The following is an 18,015-nucleotide window of genomic DNA, read 5'->3' as shown; positions in this document are numbered from 1 at the left end:
ACATGCTAGAACAATTATTGGTTTGGGAACGTGATGCGTTCTTTATGCTTAACGGTAGCGACTCCGCTTTTTTAGATCGCTTTATGTGGATCTATTCAGGCAAGGCGGTTTGGCTACCGTTAGCTTTTTTTATATTGGTGGTATTGTGCTATAAGAAGAACTGGAAGGAGTGGTTGTTGATCTTATTGGCCATAGTCTTGACGATCACGCTATGCGACCAGTTCGCTTCGCATGTTTGTAAGCCCATCTTCACCCGTTTCCGTCCGACTCATCACCCTGATTTTATGGATCAGGTAAAGGTGGTGTTCGGTTATCGTGGAGGTATGTATGGATTTATCTCCAGCCATGCGGCGAACGCTTTCGGTTTCGCTACCTTGATGGCGCTGATCTTCAGGAATAAGTTATTTGGATGGACTATTTTCTTTTGGGCGATTTTGACTTCCTATACTCGTATTTATTTAGGAGTGCATTTTATCACGGATATTATTCCGGGAGCTTTATCCGGTCTGTTATTCGGGTATGTTGTATATCTGTTATACCTCTATATAAGGCCTAAATTGATTCCGGTAGATTCTTGGGTACGTCCGGAGGCCATTTACTCGGATACCCGGAAACGCTGGATCACCTATGCGATTTGGTTGACCATCCTTTTAATAGCTCTATTTAATGAGCAATTGGTATCATGCTTTAGATAAGAGAGTTTGGTTGAGTATGTCGTAAAGCATATTTGTTTTCGATTCATTTTCTCAATAATAATTTGTTTCAATGCTATTAAATGACTAAGTTAGTGCCATAATATTAAACAAAAGTATTAACCTTCAAAATAAGAAAGCCATGACAAAGACGATTACATTTAACGAACTGAGAAGAATTAAAGATTCGTTACCTGACGGAAGTACACAACGCATCGCCGATGAGCTGGGATTAAAGGTAGAGACAGTTCGTAACTATTTCGGTGGACATAATTTTCAAGATGGACGGAGTTGTGGTTTCCATATCGAGCCCGGTCCGGACGGAGGGTTGGTTGTTTTAGATGACACGACTATTTTCGAGCGTGCTTTGCAGATATTGGCCGAGAGTCAGGATGCCGAAGCACAAAAAGCGTAAGAGAAATTCATTCGTATAAAAAAATCCCATAGCTAAATGAAAGAACGCTTTGGGATTTTTTTATATTCAACAATTCATAAATCCCGATTGTTTCATCTATAAAAATGTATTGAGTATGGAAGATAAATTAGTGACATTGGCTATCCACACGTTCGAGAAAGCCCAGATTCTCAAGACAATCCTCGAAACAGAAGGCATAGAGGTCTATATACATAATGTAAACCAGATTCAGCCCGTCGTTTCGGCAGGAGTGCGTGTGCGTATTAAGGAGAGTGATTTACCGCATGCTTTACGCATTATTGAAGATAATAAATGGTTTGAGGAGCCGAAAGAGGAAGAAGCGAAGGTTAATGCGGTCAAGAAAGTTCTGATCCCGATTGATTTCTCGGATTATTCCGCCAAGGCTTGTGAGTTGGGAATTAATTACGCGCATGCGGTAGGTGCGGAGGTGATGATCATGCACGCCTATTTCAGCCCCTATTTTCCATCCGCTATCCCGATGGGAGATACATTGGCTTACCAAGTAAACGAGGAGGAATCCGTACAGCATATCTTACAACGTGTCCGTATCGATATGGAGAATATTTGTACGCATATCAACCGGAAGATGTCCTCTGGCGAATTACCCAAGGTAAAATACGATTATGTATTACGTGAAGGCTTGCCGGAAGAGGAGATCATCGCTTATAGCAAGGAGTATCATCCGACATTGATCGTGATGGGAACGAGAGGTAAGAGCCAAAAAGATATGGATCTGATCGGTAGTGTGACCGGAGAGGTAATCGAGGTGAACCGGGTTCCTGTATTGGCGATACCGGAGAATGTTCCTTTCACGGATTTGAGAGACGCTAAGAATATCGCTTTCGCGACATCGTTTAACCAGAGAGATTTGGTTGCGTTTGACGAGTTTATGGAAATCATCAAAGGCTTTGATCTTAATATCCATCTATTCAATATCTCTACCAGTAATGATGAATGGAATGAGATTCGTTTGACGGGCGTTCGTGAATATTTCAAGAAACAATATCCACATGCCCATATTTCCCATACGGTTCTAGCCGATGGTGACTTGCTGTTAGCCATCGAGAAATTTGTTCGTGATAAACAAATTGATGTTATAGCCCTAAGCACATATCGCCGTAATATCCTAGCCCGAATGTTCAATCCTTCGATCGCGAGAAAAATGTTATTCCACACCGATACTCCGTTATTGGTAATTGATAGCAAGAAGTAGCTTCTTATTCAAGTAACAAATAAAAAAGTGGATATGTGAAAAGCCTATATCCACTTTTTTATTATATATCCTGATATTTGTATAAACCGGAATTTATGCTTTGCTTTGTGGCTCATCAGAAAAATAATAGAATATATGATTACTTATTTAATTATTGGAATAACAGTGATTCTCTCTTTTATCTGTTTTAGTAATAGGGAGTTATTTATGAAATTAGCGTTTATCCCATATCGTACGATCCGGAATCATGAATATTATCGTATCGTGACACATGGATTTATCCATGCGGATATGACACATTTGCTAGTGAATATGTTCACGTTCTGGTCATTTGGTCTCTATATTGAACGAACGTTCCGATATATGGGATTCGGCAGTGGGGCTTATCTGGCTCTTTATTTCGGGGGAATGACCGTGGCTTCGCTTTATGATTTGATAAAACGACGTAATGATCCGTATTATGTCTCTATCGGTGCGTCTGGAGCGGTATCGGCGGTTCTATTTACCTCTATATTCCTTGATCCTTGGGGAAAGATCTTGTTTTTCGCCGTGCTGCCTGTCCCCGGAATCGTATTCGGCTTGCTATATCTGGCCTATTGCCAGTATATGGCGAAACAAACAGGAGATAACATAAATCATAATGCCCATTTCTACGGGGCTATTTATGGATTGATTTTCCCAATGCTGCTGGAGCCTTCGTTATTGCATCTCTTTTTGTCTCAACTTACGTTTAAGGGATGATCCACCCTGAACGGATAATTTAAGGTTATTTTTTGTCCGAAGATTATTTCCGGGTAGGTAAACTTGTCTATCTTTGTCCCCTTATAAGCAAAAGTTAGATGAACAAAGATAATAATTTGGGTAGAGTGTTAGCGTTACTGTCGCTGACGTTGTTGATGAGCTTTGGTTTATATAGCCTTCCGGATACATTGTTCGGGTATAAGATCAAAAAGGTAGATCTTTTATCGGATTTCAAGGTGAAAGAGGAAAAGCTCTCCTTGGATTCTTTGAAACAACAATTGGAACAAGCGGACACCCTTCAAGTAGATTCGGTAGCATTAAGGGATTCTATCATGCGTTCCGCCGGAATAGATTCTGCGGCTTTGGCCCTTCGTGATTCGTTATACAAAGCGGTCTATGCTGTCCAAGGAGCGGATTCGCTGGGGGCTCATATCGAGGACTATTCTCTTGGACATATCGGTTTGCAACGATTCTTCGCCGCCTTAAAAAACAGGCGGGAATTGAATCGTCCGGTACGTGTGGCCTTTTTAGGAGATTCTTTTATCGAAGGAGATATTATGGTGGCCGATTTCCGTTCCGGGATGCAGAAGGAATTTGGGGGGCGGGGTGTTGGTTTTGTACCGGTCACATCCGTAGCGGCACAGTTCCGTCCAACCGTGGAGCAACGTGCCTCCGGATGGACTACTTGGTCTATGCTGACAGATCATGAGCATGGATATACTTTATCTGGGATGATGTTCGAGGCAAACGAGGAAAACGCCTCCATCCATGTGAAGACGACTAAGCGTTATCCGGAGCTTCAGACGTTCTCTTCTTTGAAACTGATTTATGAGCAGAATAAGAATACGGAGATGCGCTTGGTTTGCAACGCTTCCGCCGATACCCTACAAGAGATGCTTCCCGCCACATCGATCGTAACCCAATACGAGTTGGAAGGGATGTTCACCGAAGCGGATTTCACTTTTAAGAATACTCCTGAGTTCCGGGCATTAGGGGTCGCTATGGAGGATCATTTAGGTGTCGTGGTCGATAATTTCTCTCTTCGGGGAAACTCGGGTATGATATTGGAGCGATTGGATGTCTCCCGTTGCCAAGCATTGAATAAGATCCGTCCGTATGACTTGATTGTCTTGCAGTATGGGTTGAATGTCGTGAGCGACAACGTGATGAATTATGGATGGTATAGTAGCCGGATGGTAAAGGTCATTAACCATATACAACTTTGTTTTCCGGAAGCTGATATATTGATGTTGGGGGTGTCGGACAGAAGCCGTCAAGACGATGGGGAATTCGAGACGATGCCGGCCGTGTTAGCCTTGCTGCACGCGCAAAGGCAAGCCGCTAAAAAGGCAGGGGTTCCTTTCTGGAATGTATTCGGTGCCATGGGAGGAGAGAACAGTATGGTCCGTTTCGTAGAATTAAACTGGGCTAGTAAGGATTATACGCATTTAAGCTTCAGGGGTGGACGGGAGATTGCCGGGGCCTTGCTGAAAGCGTTATTATCAGAAAAAGATTTTTATGATGAAGCGGAGAAAGTGGTTAATTAGTCTGGTTGTTTTAGGAGTGATCATGGGTTTCTCTGTTCCGAGACCTAAAGCCGGGACAAACGGAGATGTATCTCTTGATAGTTTGGCGGTTCGGGATACTGTAGCGTTGCCTCCTTTATCTTATTCTATGAAAGTGGGAAAAGATACGTTGATCTTACCGGATTCTAGTAAGGCGTGGAATGATTTCTTCAATGAACTGGATTCGTTGCGTGCAGGGAAAGATACGGCTATCACGATCGTCCAGTTGGGGGATTCGCATATCCAAGCCGGACATTTAAGCGGTCGTGTCATGCGCCTTTTCCAACAGGCGTTCGGGAATGCCGGACGAGGCTGGATCGCTCCTTTTAAGTTGAGCAAGACCAACGAGCCGGATGATTACTTTATCAAATCCGTCGCTAAGGATTGGATTGCCGGACGTTGTATTCAGCATGTCCGGAAAACCCCGATAGGGATCGGTGGGATCGGGATTAAGTCTGTTTCCCCCTCGATTAATTTTGATGTCGTGATAACTCCGAATAATGGTGCCGGATACGAGTTTAATGAGGCGATCTTATATAGAGGGGAGAAGTCGATGCCCATGCTTCCTGCCGGGGCTTTGAAAGACTCGGTCCAAACATTTCGTGCGGATACCGTATGTGTTCCCGGTGTATTAGCCGACACTTTCCGGATCTCCTGCTTGACCGATACTCTACAATTGCAGAGTACGAGACGGAAAGAGGGCACGAATACATTGCGACCGGCCTCATCCTTTACGAATTTATATTATGGCCTGACACTGAAGAATGGAGGCAGGGGTATCTTATACCATTCCATCGGAGTGAATGGGGCGATGTATGTGAATTATACGGACGAGGCTTATATACGTCAGTTGGCTTTATTAAAACCGTCCTTATTAATCATCTCTATGGGAACCAACGAGACGTTTGGCAGACGTTTTAATACCGATGAGTTTTCCGGTCAGATAGAGGCTTTCTTGGCGTTAGTCAAGAAGGAGTTGCCTAATACGGCAATCTTACTGACGACTCCTCCGGAATGTTATAGGAGAGTCCGGTCGGGAAAACAGCGAACGTATGTGCGTAATGATAATACCGAGCGGGCTGCCCGTGCTATCCGGAATGTAGCGAAGAAAGAAGAGGTCGCTTGCTGGGATTTATTCACTACGACAGGAGGGAAAAACTCGTGCCGCAAATGGCATAGTTCTCGTTTGATGGGACGGGATCGGATTCACTTTACGAAAGAAGGGTATCAAGAACAAGGAACGCTTTTGTTTAGGGCGTTCATGGAATCATATAATAACCGATAAGAATCTTATATGGAATATAATATACTTAGAGATTGGCTTAGTAATCATCAATTCACGTGGGAGAAACTGGGAGATATCCTGACATATCATCATAATGCCCCGATCTTGTTTAGTAGCGGGTTGTTCTTCTTCTTGTTTATCGGTTTCCTGATGATTTATATGTCGCTAAGGAAACATACGTTGGCTCGCATTATTTACGTGACACTGTTTTCCCTTTATTTCTATTATAAAAGTAGTGGACTTTGGTTCGGGCTGCTGGTATTTACGGCTACTTCCGATTTCTTGATAGCGCAATGTATCTCGCATACGACATCGGTATTAAAACGTAAATTATTCGTTACGCTTAGTCTCTGCATAAACCTAGGTATGCTGGGGTATTTCAAGTATTTCAATTTCCTAGGCGAACTGTTTACTATGGCCGCCGGGGGAGAATGGCTTAAGATGAACATCTTCCTTCCGGTAGGAATCTCTTTCTTTACCTTCCAGAGTATAAGCTATGTGATAGATGTTTATCGGGGACGAATCCAACCTCTCGGCCGTTGGATCGATTATGTTTTCTATGTATCGTTCTTTCCTCAACTGGTTGCCGGGCCAATCGTTCGTGCCCGGGATTTTATCCCTCAAATGTATAAGAATCCTACGGTGACGCGATCTGAGTTTGGTGAGGGATTGTTCCTTATCTTATGTGGTCTTTTCAAGAAAACGGTTATCTCGGATTATATCAGTATGAATTTCGTGGATCGTATTTTTGACGCTCCGTTGCTTTATACGGGTGTGGAGAATTTATTGGGTGTCTATGGGTATGCGCTACAGATTTATTGTGACTTCTCGGGGTATTCGGATATGGCGATCGGTATCGCTCTGTTGTTGGGATTCCGCTTTAATATAAACTTCGACTCTCCCTATCAATCGGCTACGATTACCGAGTTTTGGCGTCGTTGGCATATCTCCCTTTCCTCTTGGTTAAAAGATTATCTGTATATATCCTTAGGGGGGAACCGGAAGGGGAAGATTCGTACCTATATGAATCTGATGATAACGATGCTGCTAGGCGGGTTATGGCATGGGGCTTCCATTAGTTTCATCTTATGGGGAGCCTTACATGGTATAGCTTTGGCTGCGCATAAGTTCATCATGGGGCATTTCAGTAGCTTTAAGGCCTTAGGATGTGAGATGAAGCCTTGGCGACGGGTATTAGGTGTCCTGATTACTTTCCATGTGGTTTGTTTCGGATGGATCTTGTTCCGGGCTACCTCGATGAAGGCCGTGGGAGAGATGCTTCGCCAGATCTTCACGAATTTTCATCCGGAGGTGTTCATGCAATTCGTCTTAGGATATAAAGGGGTGTTTGCGTTGATGGTGATCGGTTATGTGCTGCATTTTATGCCTAAACGCTCTGAGGATGCCTTGAGAGGAGTCGTGACCCGTTCCCCATTATTGATACAGGCCGCTATATTAGCGATAGCGATTTTCATTGTTGTTCAGTTTAAGAGTGCGGGAGTGCAGCCGTTTATTTATTTCCAATTCTAAGGGGACAAACACATATGTCGGCATAGCCTCACGCCGGTATCGGTATAGCCCTACACCGATAGTGCCGTAAGGCTACGCCTATACTGGCGTGAGGCGATGCCTATACTGACGCGGAAAGGTAACGTTCCAGCATCTTTTGAAGAAACTTTCGCATTTCTTCCCGGAGGCGCAATACCTCAAGGTTCTCCCGATGCCATAGCAAATGTTGTACGAGGTCGTACGACGGCCGCAGGTAGTACCGGAAGATCGTGTAATAGTCGGTAGCCTCCACCTCCTCTTGCGAGGGATGGAGCGGGACGGATCGGATGTAATCCACTTGGTTGTGATAGACTTTCAGTACCACCTCCTCCGGTAGCTTATCATCCCGGATGATGCCGAAGCAATCCTGGTAGAATTGCTGCGGGGTTATATGAGGAGAAGAGGTCGCCTGTTTCTCCCCGATGCTCAATCGCCGCATCCGTTCCAAGGCCAATACCCGTGTCTGGCTATGATCCAAATATTCGCAAATCAAGTACCAGCGCGATTCGAACATCCGGACGAAGCAAGGGATTACCTCGTAGGTGAATATCTTTCCTTTTGCGTAGTAGGAAGTATAATCGAAGCAAACCGTTCGCCCTAAGTCGATAGCGTTCAGCATGACTTGTAGCAGCTCGACACCGGTCGGTATCTCTTGCAACATGATCTTGTCTTTATGCCTTAACGCCAGCGTGGAAAGATTGTTCACGTGGATACTTCCCAACAGGTATTTGAAGATCGGGTTGTCTTGTATCTCCTCCGGATTCACCAAATGATATTTCTTGAGGCGAGGATCAAAGTCTATATCAATCTGAAAGGTAGAAGCGATGTATCTCCGGTCGCGGTCGAATGTCCGCGGCTGGATCTCCTCCCCCTCATAATTCAACGTATAATCCAGGAAGCGTGCGTTAAGCTCCCTCAATGACATATCCCCGTAATCGATGAAAGTCCCAACGATCCAGAGGCAACGCTCGTTTTTATTCATAAGCCGATATGGTATTTATTAATATAGATGCGAAAGTAGGGATGATTTTTCGTTTTCTCAAGCACTCGTGGCGTGATATTCCTCTTTATTTGTTAGCTTTGTATTTAGTAAAAAGGATTTGTGAAGACTTGTTACCTTTTTTGAAAGAGCATGTATGTAAAGTTTGAAAACATGGCAAGAATATACGATAACATAGAAACTCAATTCGCAGAAGGGCTACAAGGTATCATTACCAATGTGGGAGAGAAACGTGTGGATTTCTGTATAGGCTATTTCAACCTGCGAGGATGGAATCTCGTGGTAGAACAAGTTGATGGTCTGACAGGAGACTATGTATATGAAAATGACAAACGGATATTAAGTAAAAAGACAATGAAGATGTGGTCAAAAATTCATTCTTTTATTACAGATTCAGAACGGCTTGATGCTGAATTAAATTGGATTAGTAAGATATGGTATCTTATACTTGTTGTGGCTTCAAGTATATATGTGTTTATAAATTTCTCGGAGCTTGTTTCATTTACATTTTTTGAAGAATTCAATGGGAAGAATCTTATCTTTATAATATGGTTAGTATTATTACTATTGCCTTTGTTCGATAACTTTGAAGGATTTGGAGTGCATTTTAATAAACATGCTAACAGAGTTGCACAAAAGTCTAATGAAATAGCAGAAGAAGCAATGAAGAATGCACCTAAAACTGTAGAGGATTTAAAGAAGGAATTAGAAGAAACAACTAAAGAGAATTAAACATGAATACATATTATAATAAAGAATTAGCTTATAAATACATTAAAGAAACTATTAATGATGGTTTGAATAAAATGGGTAACCCGCAATTGTCGGATTTGATATGTGATGCCTGGATTAAATATTCAAGAGATATTCTTGAGCTAACTACCAAAAGCTATAACCCTTCTATATTGTTAAATTATTTAAGAATAATCTCAAGCTTTAATAGTTCCACTCCACCATTCCAAAAAATAAGTATTTGCCTTGAATATCTCATAGGAATATTGAAACTTCTATAAACAACCCCGTTGGCGGAATTAATTAAGTACGCACTAAATTAATTCCGCCAACGGGTAATTTTCAACGAAGAGATAACGGCATATCACAATAACGCCAACAGGCCAAGCGTTAAATAATAAAACAAAATTAGGTTATGAGCCAATTAGTAAGAATAGATAAAGATTACGCATCATGGATTGAGGAACTCAGTCAAAGGTATAGACGTAGTCAAATAAAGGCGGCAACTCATGTTAATAGTGAGATGCTACAGTTTTATTGGTCTTTAGGAAAAGACATTGTAACATTAAAGGCTGAAAGCCGGTGGGGAGAAAAAATCCTAAAATATGTAAGTGCCGATTTGCATGTAAAATTACCAGGGATTAAAGGATTGTCAGAAACAAGTATAGGATATGCCAAAAGATTCTATACGCTTTACAACAAACACTTTACAATTCACCCACAAGCTGTGGGTGAATTACAAGAGAGTGCAATCTGGCGTATTCCGTGGGGACACCACAGATATATAATAGACAAATTCTTCAATGCTCCAGAAAAAGCAATGTTCTTCGTAAAAAAAACACTCGAAAATGGATGGAGCAAACATGCTATGTTGTTGTAGAAATAAAGACAGGTAAGTTTGAATCGGAATATATCGGACAATTAGGTACATATGTGGCCGCAGCAAATCATATATTGAAAAAGGATATGGACAATCCCACATTGGGGCTTCTGATATGCAAGTCAAAGGATAATGTGTTAGCTCAATATGCTTTGGAGTCATCCAACCAACCGATAGGTATTTCTGAATACGAATTATCAAAACTATATCCGACAAATTTCAAAGGTACATTACCAAGTATTGAAGATATAGAAAATGAACTGAAGTAATTGTAGAACGGGAATGAACGTACAATTTCTTGGAAATAAAGAACTGCTGAAGCTGAAAAAGACAGCTTTTCTGGCATCAAGCACCATTTCTTCTGAAACTGTACTGAAATGCTATGACTGGGCAACGGAAATGCGCAGGCACGGAGAGTGCGTGATTAGTGGATTCAGCAGTAAGTTAGAGCAGGATGTGCTTCATTTCCTATTGAAGGGCACACAACTCATTATCATTGTTCTTGCTCGAAAGATGTATAAAGTCATTCCTGCTGAATTGCAAGCACCGATGGAACAAAACCGCCTGCTTATAATATCTGTCAGCAATGCTACACGCCAATCAAGAACCACAGCTTTGGCACGCAACAGATACATTTGCGAAATATCAGAACGGATTTTGTTTGTAGGTGTAACCGAATCAAGTAGCCTCAACATTCTAAAAACGACATTTGAGAATAAACTGTTGGCATCAGATATACAGACAAAGGGGATGAGAACTTAAATGTTCCCACAAAATCATTTTCCCCAAACAATGATAAGGCGAAATCCGTTGAATAAACGTATATTTGTAATCTGTATAATCATTCTATAAAAGGGCAAAGCGATGGAAAAGGCAAAAAGAATACCGTATGGAGTTTCCAACTTCGTGGACGTGGTGGAGCGGACCAGTATTATGTAGATAAGACGATGTACCTGCCCTTGTTGGAGGATCAACCGGATAGCCTGTTTTTCATCCGTCCGCGCCGTTTCGGAAAAAGTATCTTCTTGAGCATGTTGCGTGCGTATTACGACCTGTCGCAAAAGGATAAGTTCGAGAAACGCTTCGGGAAGCTGTGGATCGGAAGCCATCCGACTCCTTTGCAGGGAAAATATCAAGTGCTTTTTTTCGACTTCTCTAGGGCAAACGCAGGAAGCGGGACGTTGGAAGAGAATTTCAACCGGTATTGTTGTGCGGTGTTGAACGATTTTATGCGTACGTATGCGGGTTATTATTCCGGGGAATTGCAAGAAGAGTTTTTCCGTACGGATTCAGCAGCCGATAAATTGACGAAAATAGATATCGAGGCAAAAAAGAACAACTATTTGCTCTACCTGATCATTGACGAGTATGATAACTTCACGAATGTGGTGTTGAATGAGCAAGGTAACGAGGTTTATCAAGCCTTGACCCATGCCAGCGGTTTCTATCGGGATCATTTCAAACTGTATAAAGGCATGTTCGACCGTATCTTCATGACGGGAGTCAGCCCTGTCACGTTGGACGACCTGACCAGTGGTTTCAACATCGGATGGAACATCAGCACGGATCACCGTTTTAACAAGATGCTGGGCTTCAGTGAGGAAGATGTGAGTGAGATGCTTCTTTATTATAAAACAGCCGGGGAGTTGCCGGTGGACACGGACATAGAAGCGATGATCGAGGACATGAAACCTTGGTACGATAATTATTGCTTCGCTGAAGAAAGCTTTAAACGAGACCCGAAGATGTTCAATTGCGATATGGTTCTTTATTATCTCCGTCATTATATCAATCTAGGCGGGGCACCCAAACAGATGATCGACCCGAATACCCGCACGGATTACAACAAGATGAAGAAGCTCATTCAATTGGACAAGCTGGATGGTAACCGGAAAGGCGTTCTGCGGAAGATTACCGACGAGGGGCAGATCGTTACCACCTTGGCCACGACATTCCCCGCCTCAGAGATAGCGAACCCGGAGATCTTCCCCGGCTTGCTATTCTATTACGGTATGCTGACGATCACAGGTACCCGTGGAGACCGGCTTGTGTTGGGCATTCCCAATAATAACGTGCGCAAGCAATATATGAATTCTCATTGGAAGAATATCAAACAAACCGCCACATCAATCTGGATTACCTGAGGGATATCTATGATGCCATGGCTTTCGACGGGCAATGGCAAGAGGCCTTGTCGTTTATCGCCCAATCGTATAAGGAGAACTCCTCCGTCCGCAGTGCCATCGAGGGCGAGCGCAACCTCCAAGGTTTCTTTACCGCCTACCTGAGCATCAACTCTTACTACTTGCTGGCTCCGGAATTGGAGATGAACCACGGCTTTTGCGACCTGTTCCTGATGCCGGACTTGCGCCACTATGAGGTGGCTCATAGCTACATTATCGAAATGAAATACCTATCCTCCAAAGATAGCGAAGCGAAGGCTGACCAACAATGGCAAGAGGCGATCGAGCAGATCCATCGGTATGCCGCCGCTCCCCGTGTCCGCCAATTGATACAAGACACGGAGCTACACCGTATCGTGATGCAGTTCCGCGGGCACGAGTTGGTGCGGATGGAGGAGATACCCGACGGGGATTGAATCCGAACCGTATATAGGTTCCTAGGAGAAGATATACTTACTTGGCAAAGTAATATATACTGCGTTGGCAAAGTAAGTATATATCCTTGGGCAAAGTAAGTACCCCTTGCAAGACCTGTAAAAGACAAAGGTTTTAATATCCCAACATCGCGGCCGGAGATATATTCAAAACCCGACAAAGCAAGCGGGCTATTTTCAGTGTAGGCTCTGAACGACCGGAGATATAGTCATTCACCCGTGACGGGCTAACCCCTAACTCACTTGCCAATTGTTTCTGGGTAATCCCCTTTTCCTCGATGGACAACCCTATCAGTTCAGCGACCGTCGGCTTACCTATGGGATAGTGCTTTTTTTCGTAAGCGATCACTATATCAGACATCATCGTAAGTTCAACCGCGTTTCTGTCGTTCGCCGGCGTGTTATCATTTACCAACGGCAACAATTCCTCTATCCTTGCTTGAGCGAATTCATATTGTTCCTTGCTTATTGAATCCATAATTGTTATATTTAAATGGTTGAACAATCTATCTTATCGTATTCCCTATGGGTGCCAACCCAGCGTATGAATACATACCCTATTGTAAATTTTACAACGACAACAAGACGATAATTATTACCTTTTATATTGAACACATAATGCTGGTTGCCTACATAATCAGTAGCGGGGAAATCAACCTTTATCTCCGAAAAGTTTCTCCAAGAAGCTTTATCTACCACATCGTACCAACGTTCAAGAGCCACACGAGAATCCTCGTTTCCGCTCATCTCATAAAACTCCTTCAATTTCTTATGTGATACTATTCTCATCTTGCTTTATTTGGAAGCAAAGGTAGTGAAAATTTTGAATTGCAGAATTTTTATAATGGATAAATTTGCGAAGCGGAATCGCCTGTTTCTTCATTCATTGGCTTATCTTTTTATCCGTTCTCGGACAGTTTTTGTCTTCTCTAATCTTTTTATTCAGCTTCACATTTGGATGAGTGCGGTAACCCTATGGATTATGATGTTATCTGGGAATCGAAAGAGATCGAAGATTGCAAAAATGGAGATATAGCGACCCTTAAAAAGAGGAAAGAGGTCATTGAGTTCTTGAACAGTTTGCGAAAGGTTGATAAAGTTGAAAACATCAAATAAGAGAGATATGGTAATCTGCGATAATTTGAAGTTCCAAGTATAGGTATTTTAACACTACGATCTTCTTGTAGAGGCGATTCGACAAGTAAGACGTACGCTTTGGATCGGGACGGCAGATCTGAAGGATCTTTATATCAAAGAGGGAAAAGAGGCGGTACCTTTGCTGAAGCTTCTGGAGCTGAAAGTGAAAGAGGGTATAGAGATTCGCTTGATCCATGCGAAAGAACCGGGAAAGAACTTTCGGGATGATTTCGATAAGTATCCGTTGTTATGGAGCAGGATGGAGCGGGTTTTATGTCCTCGGGTACATTTTAAGATCTTGATATTTGATTTGGAGCTGGCCTATATCGGCTCCGCTAATTTGACAGGGGCCGCTTTCGGTATGAAAGGAAAGGATCATCGAAACTTCGAGGCCGGTATCTTGACTTCGGAGGCAGACTTGGTGTCCGAAGCCGTGGAGCAATTTGATGGCATGTGGATGGGTACCCCTTGCAAGACCTGCAAAAGAAAAAGGTTTTGCGGGGATAGGGTAGGTATATTCAGCAAGTCTGGATGAAGACCGAATAACGTACAATTGCTCCACTACCGGCCAAGGCTTGAAAACCCATAGAGAAACCCTCTGTATCCCATAGAGAAACCCTTCGTATTCCATTGACTTCCCTTGGCAAGACGGATGCCTTACCTATGAATCCTGCGAAAAACAGACTTCTGAAAGAGAATACAATCAAAATTGTCTCTGCCTCGGACAGTTTTTGTCTCATCTCCCCGGTTCTTTTGCGCTATCAGAATATAGAATAAGAGAACATCGCAAAAATATAGGAGAAAAAGGTTATGAATCAAATAAGATTGCTACATTTGTGCCAATCTGCTACGACTTCCAAGCGAGGAAAGCCCGGCGGAGGACATAAAAGAAGCAAGAAAGCGTTTACGATATTATTCCCGACTTAGGAAATCGGCAAAATTTTACTCATTAGGGAATGATAGGCAACAAACGCTCATGCTGGATTGTATATATAAAGGAACCGCCCGGTTTCCATACATACGATATAGGCGTGAGCTGTTGCTCTATTATCTTGGTGAGTAGGTGTTTGCCGATACCTCTAAGTCAGATATGGAGCGATGGGCTTGCGCTTTTTATTTACTTGTTTTTATAGGACGTATACTTTGTTTACAAATAGCTTTTCGGTACATTTGCGGTAATTCTTAGTAAGAGCCAAGTGAGGCTTTGAACGGAAGGACATACTGAAAAGCGAAAAAGTCAAACATATAAATTTGATAAACAAGACAATATAATAATGGTAATAATTAACAATTAACTTATTATTTATGAGGGGAAAAGTTAAATACGTAAAACGAAGTGTTTGGTTTGTCGAAGCACAAGAGTCTATACCTAATCATGATACACATGCTATTAGGCATACATGTACTTATGCGGTATTATATAATGGAGATAATGTTGATATAGATGAAGATGATATCAGAGATTACTATGGCTGCAGGAATCTTACAGCTAATAGAATTGCCGAATTAAGTGAAAATCTTCATAATGTTTATATAGAGTATTCGGAAGATTGGGATGGTGATTATTACCTATATGGAGAATTATGCGATTATCTATAAAAACTTATTTAAGCAGATAGTGAACATTCAACGTAAATTTAGTGAGGATAAGTTTACCAACTCATAAAAACATGGTATAATAAGTTTATAAATAAATCCGTTGATTGAAAAGCAACATAAATCTGCGAGAGTAGAATATTAATTGAAAATTGTTTTTTAACATTTGTAGTTAAATAAAATTCATTCCGAAATATGTTAGAATCATAAAGTATGAATAGAGATAACTTAGATGATATTTTAGTCAATTATGCAGAGATACTGCACCGAGATGAAATATTAAATCAAGAAATAGCGTCTATCAGCGATAGGATTAGTAAACGTATTAAGGTTTGCGAAAACACAATGCAAATTCTTGATAATGCAACAGTTGAATTTAATAATCTAACATCAATACTAAACAAAAAGGATATTCCTTTTTTTGTTTTTTCTGTTCTTCTTCAAGGCTGCATTAAATACGTCATAAAAGTATTGAGTGAGATAAGTGATAAAGAAATTGCGAAGAGAACCCCATTTCATCAAGACGAGAAATCAAATAGACAGGGAACTCTATATTATACCTCAAGAGAAGAGATAATATCAAATCCAGTACCATTTGATGCAATACAAAAAGAACATAATAATAAATGGTATAAAGATAATAATCAAATACGCCCTGGCTTTAGCGGGTTTAACCATCGTGTTACAGCTCTTGGTCATGATCCTTTATTAGGGATAGTTATTGGGACTGCGAATATTATGACTTCAACTATAACTCGTAACGACTTTGTTTGTTGGCATATAAATACAATAGCTCATCTTAGAACAGCTAAAAATGGTGGAGAATATTTTGCTTATCTTGATACAGTGTGTGATAGAGCCAATATAATAGAGATTTTTAAAAGTATTGCAAATAGAATTGAACAGGAAGGTAAAGAAGGATGGATTACATTGGGAACGGCTTTACTAAAAGAGATAGTTCATTTATTTAGCGATCTTCCAAGTAAACAAGGTTTGCCAATTCCAATAATTTCTACATTTTCGCCAGAACTTGCCCGTACACTTTCTTTTTATGGTTTAAATACAAGCACAATAACACAGGGAGGTTTTGCTACAATATTCATTAACTGGCTCATAGGTTTTTTACACAGGCTATGTAAAAATGAAAATGAAGATGAAAAACTATATATGGTAAGAACAAAAAAAATCATCATGTATTCTGATATATTGTCTACAGTATCAGATATTGGTTATTCCATGTTTACAGCATATATGGGAGACAAAAATACTATGCGTAAGTTTGATTTAGGAGGATATCTTGTAACTTTGTACCAAATATGTCATAGTTCAAATGTGATCAGCGAAATAGAACGAGAATTCTATACAAAAAGAATAATTGAAGAATTAAAAAAGACAGTATAAAGATGAATAAGGTTATAAAAATTATATTATCAACCTTTCTAGCTTTGATAATATTTTTGGCTGGATGGTTTGGTCATGCAATGATAAATCGCAACAAAACAGCAAAAGAAGTCAAAAAAGCCATTGGGGATTTAAACGAACAGCATAAAAAAGATTTAAATTCATTACAAGATGACTATGAAAAGAAATTAAAAAAGAAAGACGGGATTATTTCCGAACTAAAAAAAATTATTGATAGGCTTACTCAATTTCTGAATTTATAGGAAGGTTTATAAATAAAGAATATTAATATTGCAAAAATTTCCAAACTATAATAAAATTATTTTGAACTCTTAATATTCAATATCAAAGTTATCAAATCTTATTTCTTTCCTCGGACACCTTTTGTCCGTCCCCCCTCTTTCCTTTGCCCTCATAGTCATCAAACAGGAAAGATATGCGATACGACAAAGACTTACAATTCTTGGCGGAATGCCGGAATGAAGATTTAAAGACATTGGCGGATTATTTGACGCATGATGCGAAAGGGGAAATCCGCATGGCTGAACAATTGACGGATACGGATGCTTATTTGTGCAACTATCCGGATAATATGCGGAATATGTGGCGAGAGGTTGCTAACGAGCTTCAACGGTATGGAGGGAACACGATTGTGAACTGTTGCCGGAGGTATGGAGTTCCGTATTGGGAGATCGTGCGGGATGTATGTAAAAAGATGCGGGTGGATTATTCGGAGCATGAAGCCATTGAGGCTGTGGAAGAACGTCTGTTGCGGAAGATGTTTGCGGATGCGGTTGGACGCATGGATACGAAAGAGTTGGCTGCGGCTTTGGAGATTCCGGCGAAAGATTTACAGAAACAATGCACGTTGGCAGCCGTACAACTTCTTATACGGAAAGGAGGTGAAGTTTTCGCATCTAAGATAGCGTTGTACACGGCCAATATGGTTTCCCGCATGATGTTGGGGCATGGACTGTGGTTTGCTGGTAGAAATACGCTTGGAAAAGTGGCTTCTGTCTTCTCCGGTCCTTTCGGATGGGTTTTGACTGCCGGTTGGACGGCTTACGATTTATCCTCTCCGGCTTATCGGGTGACAATCCCTTGCGTGATTCAAATCGCTTATATGCGTTCAGTGTATAATCAATCCTCTTGGAGGGTTTTAACGGCCTGAT

At 41.4% G+C, this 18,015-nt stretch carries 19 protein-coding genes and 2 pseudogenes; 17 read left to right on the top strand and 4 right to left on the bottom strand.

What is annotated here, in order from left to right:
* The first annotated feature begins 2 nt into the window (after nucleotides 1-2).
* The 7 genes from DWY79_RS16165 to DWY79_RS16135 all read left to right on the top strand — a co-directional run bounded on the left by DWY79_RS16165 (nucleotide 3) and on the right by DWY79_RS16135 (nucleotide 7,462).
* Complete coding sequence (locus DWY79_RS16165; RefSeq protein WP_122297246.1) at nucleotides 3-695, top strand: phosphatase PAP2 family protein; 693 nt, start codon at nucleotides 3-5, stop codon at nucleotides 693-695.
* A gap of 139 nt (nucleotides 696-834) precedes the next feature.
* The gene (locus DWY79_RS16160) at nucleotides 835-1,107 is read left to right on the top strand and encodes a hypothetical protein (RefSeq protein ID WP_005857225.1); all 273 of its coding nucleotides are present in this window, start codon (nucleotides 835-837) and stop codon (nucleotides 1,105-1,107) included.
* A gap of 115 nt (nucleotides 1,108-1,222) precedes the next feature.
* Nucleotides 1,223-2,341 carry a universal stress protein gene (locus tag DWY79_RS16155; RefSeq protein ID WP_005857223.1) on the top strand — a complete coding sequence of 373 codons (1,119 nt, stop codon included), beginning with the start codon at nucleotides 1,223-1,225 and terminating at the stop codon, nucleotides 2,339-2,341.
* Nucleotides 2,342-2,476: 135 nt separating this feature from the next.
* The gene (locus DWY79_RS16150) at nucleotides 2,477-3,082 is read left to right on the top strand and encodes a rhomboid family intramembrane serine protease (RefSeq protein ID WP_122369742.1); all 606 of its coding nucleotides are present in this window, start codon (nucleotides 2,477-2,479) and stop codon (nucleotides 3,080-3,082) included.
* Between the two features lie 98 nt (nucleotides 3,083-3,180).
* Nucleotides 3,181-4,629: a hypothetical protein gene (locus DWY79_RS16145; RefSeq protein WP_122369740.1), complete on the top strand. Its 1,449-nt coding sequence runs from the start codon at nucleotides 3,181-3,183 to the stop codon at nucleotides 4,627-4,629.
* Nucleotides 4,601-5,932, top strand: a complete 1,332-nt coding sequence (locus DWY79_RS16140) for a GDSL-type esterase/lipase family protein (RefSeq protein ID WP_122369738.1) — start codon at nucleotides 4,601-4,603, stop codon at nucleotides 5,930-5,932. Before DWY79_RS16145 ends, DWY79_RS16140 begins: the two co-directional genes overlap by 29 nt.
* A gap of 9 nt (nucleotides 5,933-5,941) precedes the next feature.
* The gene (locus DWY79_RS16135; RefSeq protein WP_011966257.1) at nucleotides 5,942-7,462 is read left to right on the top strand and encodes an MBOAT family protein; all 1,521 of its coding nucleotides are present in this window, start codon (nucleotides 5,942-5,944) and stop codon (nucleotides 7,460-7,462) included.
* A gap of 100 nt (nucleotides 7,463-7,562) precedes the next feature.
* Here DWY79_RS16135 and DWY79_RS16130 read toward each other — a convergent pair whose 3' ends face one another.
* The gene (locus DWY79_RS16130; protein WP_122369736.1) at nucleotides 7,563-8,462 is read right to left on the bottom strand and encodes a YafY family protein; all 900 of its coding nucleotides are present in this window, start codon (nucleotides 8,460-8,462) and stop codon (nucleotides 7,563-7,565) included.
* A gap of 171 nt (nucleotides 8,463-8,633) precedes the next feature.
* Between DWY79_RS16130 and DWY79_RS23085 the strand changes: the two genes are divergently transcribed.
* The 5 genes and pseudogenes from DWY79_RS23085 to DWY79_RS16105 all read left to right on the top strand — a co-directional run bounded on the left by DWY79_RS23085 (nucleotide 8,634) and on the right by DWY79_RS16105 (nucleotide 12,691).
* Nucleotides 8,634-9,212, top strand: coding sequence for a hypothetical protein (locus tag DWY79_RS23085; RefSeq protein WP_230319781.1), 579 nt, complete (start codon nucleotides 8,634-8,636; stop codon nucleotides 9,210-9,212).
* Between the two features lie 2 nt (nucleotides 9,213-9,214).
* Entirely contained in the window at nucleotides 9,215-9,493 is a 279-nt protein-coding gene (locus DWY79_RS16120) for a hypothetical protein (RefSeq protein WP_008772261.1), read from the top strand.
* Between the two features lie 134 nt (nucleotides 9,494-9,627).
* Nucleotides 9,628-10,361: pseudogene (locus tag DWY79_RS16115) on the top strand (PDDEXK nuclease domain-containing protein).
* A gap of 13 nt (nucleotides 10,362-10,374) precedes the next feature.
* Nucleotides 10,375-10,854, top strand: coding sequence for a DNA-processing protein DprA (locus DWY79_RS16110; protein WP_008772259.1), 480 nt, complete (start codon nucleotides 10,375-10,377; stop codon nucleotides 10,852-10,854).
* Between the two features lie 102 nt (nucleotides 10,855-10,956).
* Nucleotides 10,957-12,691: pseudogene (locus DWY79_RS16105) on the top strand (ATP-binding protein).
* A gap of 133 nt (nucleotides 12,692-12,824) precedes the next feature.
* On the opposite strand, the gene DWY79_RS16100 reads toward DWY79_RS16105, so the two are convergent.
* The gene (locus tag DWY79_RS16100; protein ID WP_034531284.1) at nucleotides 12,825-13,187 is read right to left on the bottom strand and encodes a type II toxin-antitoxin system HigA family antitoxin; all 363 of its coding nucleotides are present in this window, start codon (nucleotides 13,185-13,187) and stop codon (nucleotides 12,825-12,827) included.
* A gap of 11 nt (nucleotides 13,188-13,198) precedes the next feature.
* A complete protein-coding gene (locus DWY79_RS16095; protein WP_008772256.1) occupies nucleotides 13,199-13,498 on the bottom strand; it encodes a type II toxin-antitoxin system HigB family toxin in 300 nt (99 codons plus the stop codon).
* A 403-nt stretch (nucleotides 13,499-13,901) separates the two neighbouring features.
* Here DWY79_RS16095 and DWY79_RS16090 point away from each other — a divergent pair, with 403 nt between their 5' ends.
* On the top strand, nucleotides 13,902-14,381 hold the full coding sequence (locus DWY79_RS16090) for a phospholipase D-like domain-containing protein (protein ID WP_122369734.1): 480 nt from the start codon (nucleotides 13,902-13,904) through the stop codon (nucleotides 14,379-14,381).
* Here the strand turns inward: DWY79_RS16090 and DWY79_RS16085 are convergent.
* Nucleotides 14,365-14,586 carry a hypothetical protein gene (locus DWY79_RS16085; RefSeq protein ID WP_122369732.1) on the bottom strand — a complete coding sequence of 74 codons (222 nt, stop codon included), beginning with the start codon at nucleotides 14,584-14,586 and terminating at the stop codon, nucleotides 14,365-14,367. The genes DWY79_RS16090 and DWY79_RS16085 overlap by 17 nt on opposite strands.
* 565 nt (nucleotides 14,587-15,151) lie before the next feature.
* Here DWY79_RS16085 and DWY79_RS16080 point away from each other — a divergent pair.
* The 4 genes from DWY79_RS16080 to DWY79_RS16065 all read left to right on the top strand — a co-directional run bounded on the left by DWY79_RS16080 (nucleotide 15,152) and on the right by DWY79_RS16065 (nucleotide 18,014).
* Nucleotides 15,152-15,445 carry a hypothetical protein gene (locus tag DWY79_RS16080; RefSeq protein WP_122369730.1) on the top strand — a complete coding sequence of 98 codons (294 nt, stop codon included), beginning with the start codon at nucleotides 15,152-15,154 and terminating at the stop codon, nucleotides 15,443-15,445.
* Nucleotides 15,446-15,655: 210 nt separating this feature from the next.
* On the top strand, nucleotides 15,656-16,843 hold the full coding sequence (locus DWY79_RS16075) for a hypothetical protein (protein ID WP_122369728.1): 1,188 nt from the start codon (nucleotides 15,656-15,658) through the stop codon (nucleotides 16,841-16,843).
* Between the two features lie 2 nt (nucleotides 16,844-16,845).
* Nucleotides 16,846-17,106 (top strand): hypothetical protein, encoded by a 261-nt coding sequence (locus DWY79_RS16070; protein WP_122369726.1) that lies wholly within the window; start codon nucleotides 16,846-16,848, stop codon nucleotides 17,104-17,106.
* Between the two features lie 173 nt (nucleotides 17,107-17,279).
* Nucleotides 17,280-18,014 carry a DUF3944 domain-containing protein gene (locus DWY79_RS16065; protein ID WP_122369724.1) on the top strand — a complete coding sequence of 245 codons (735 nt, stop codon included), beginning with the start codon at nucleotides 17,280-17,282 and terminating at the stop codon, nucleotides 18,012-18,014.
* The last annotated feature ends 1 nt before the right edge of the window (nucleotide 18,015 follow it).

The organism is Parabacteroides sp. AF27-14 (assembly GCF_003635425.1).
GTDB classification, from domain to species: domain Bacteria; phylum Bacteroidota; class Bacteroidia; order Bacteroidales; family Tannerellaceae; genus Parabacteroides; species Parabacteroides distasonis.
This window is presented reverse-complemented; position numbering and strand designations above follow the sequence as displayed.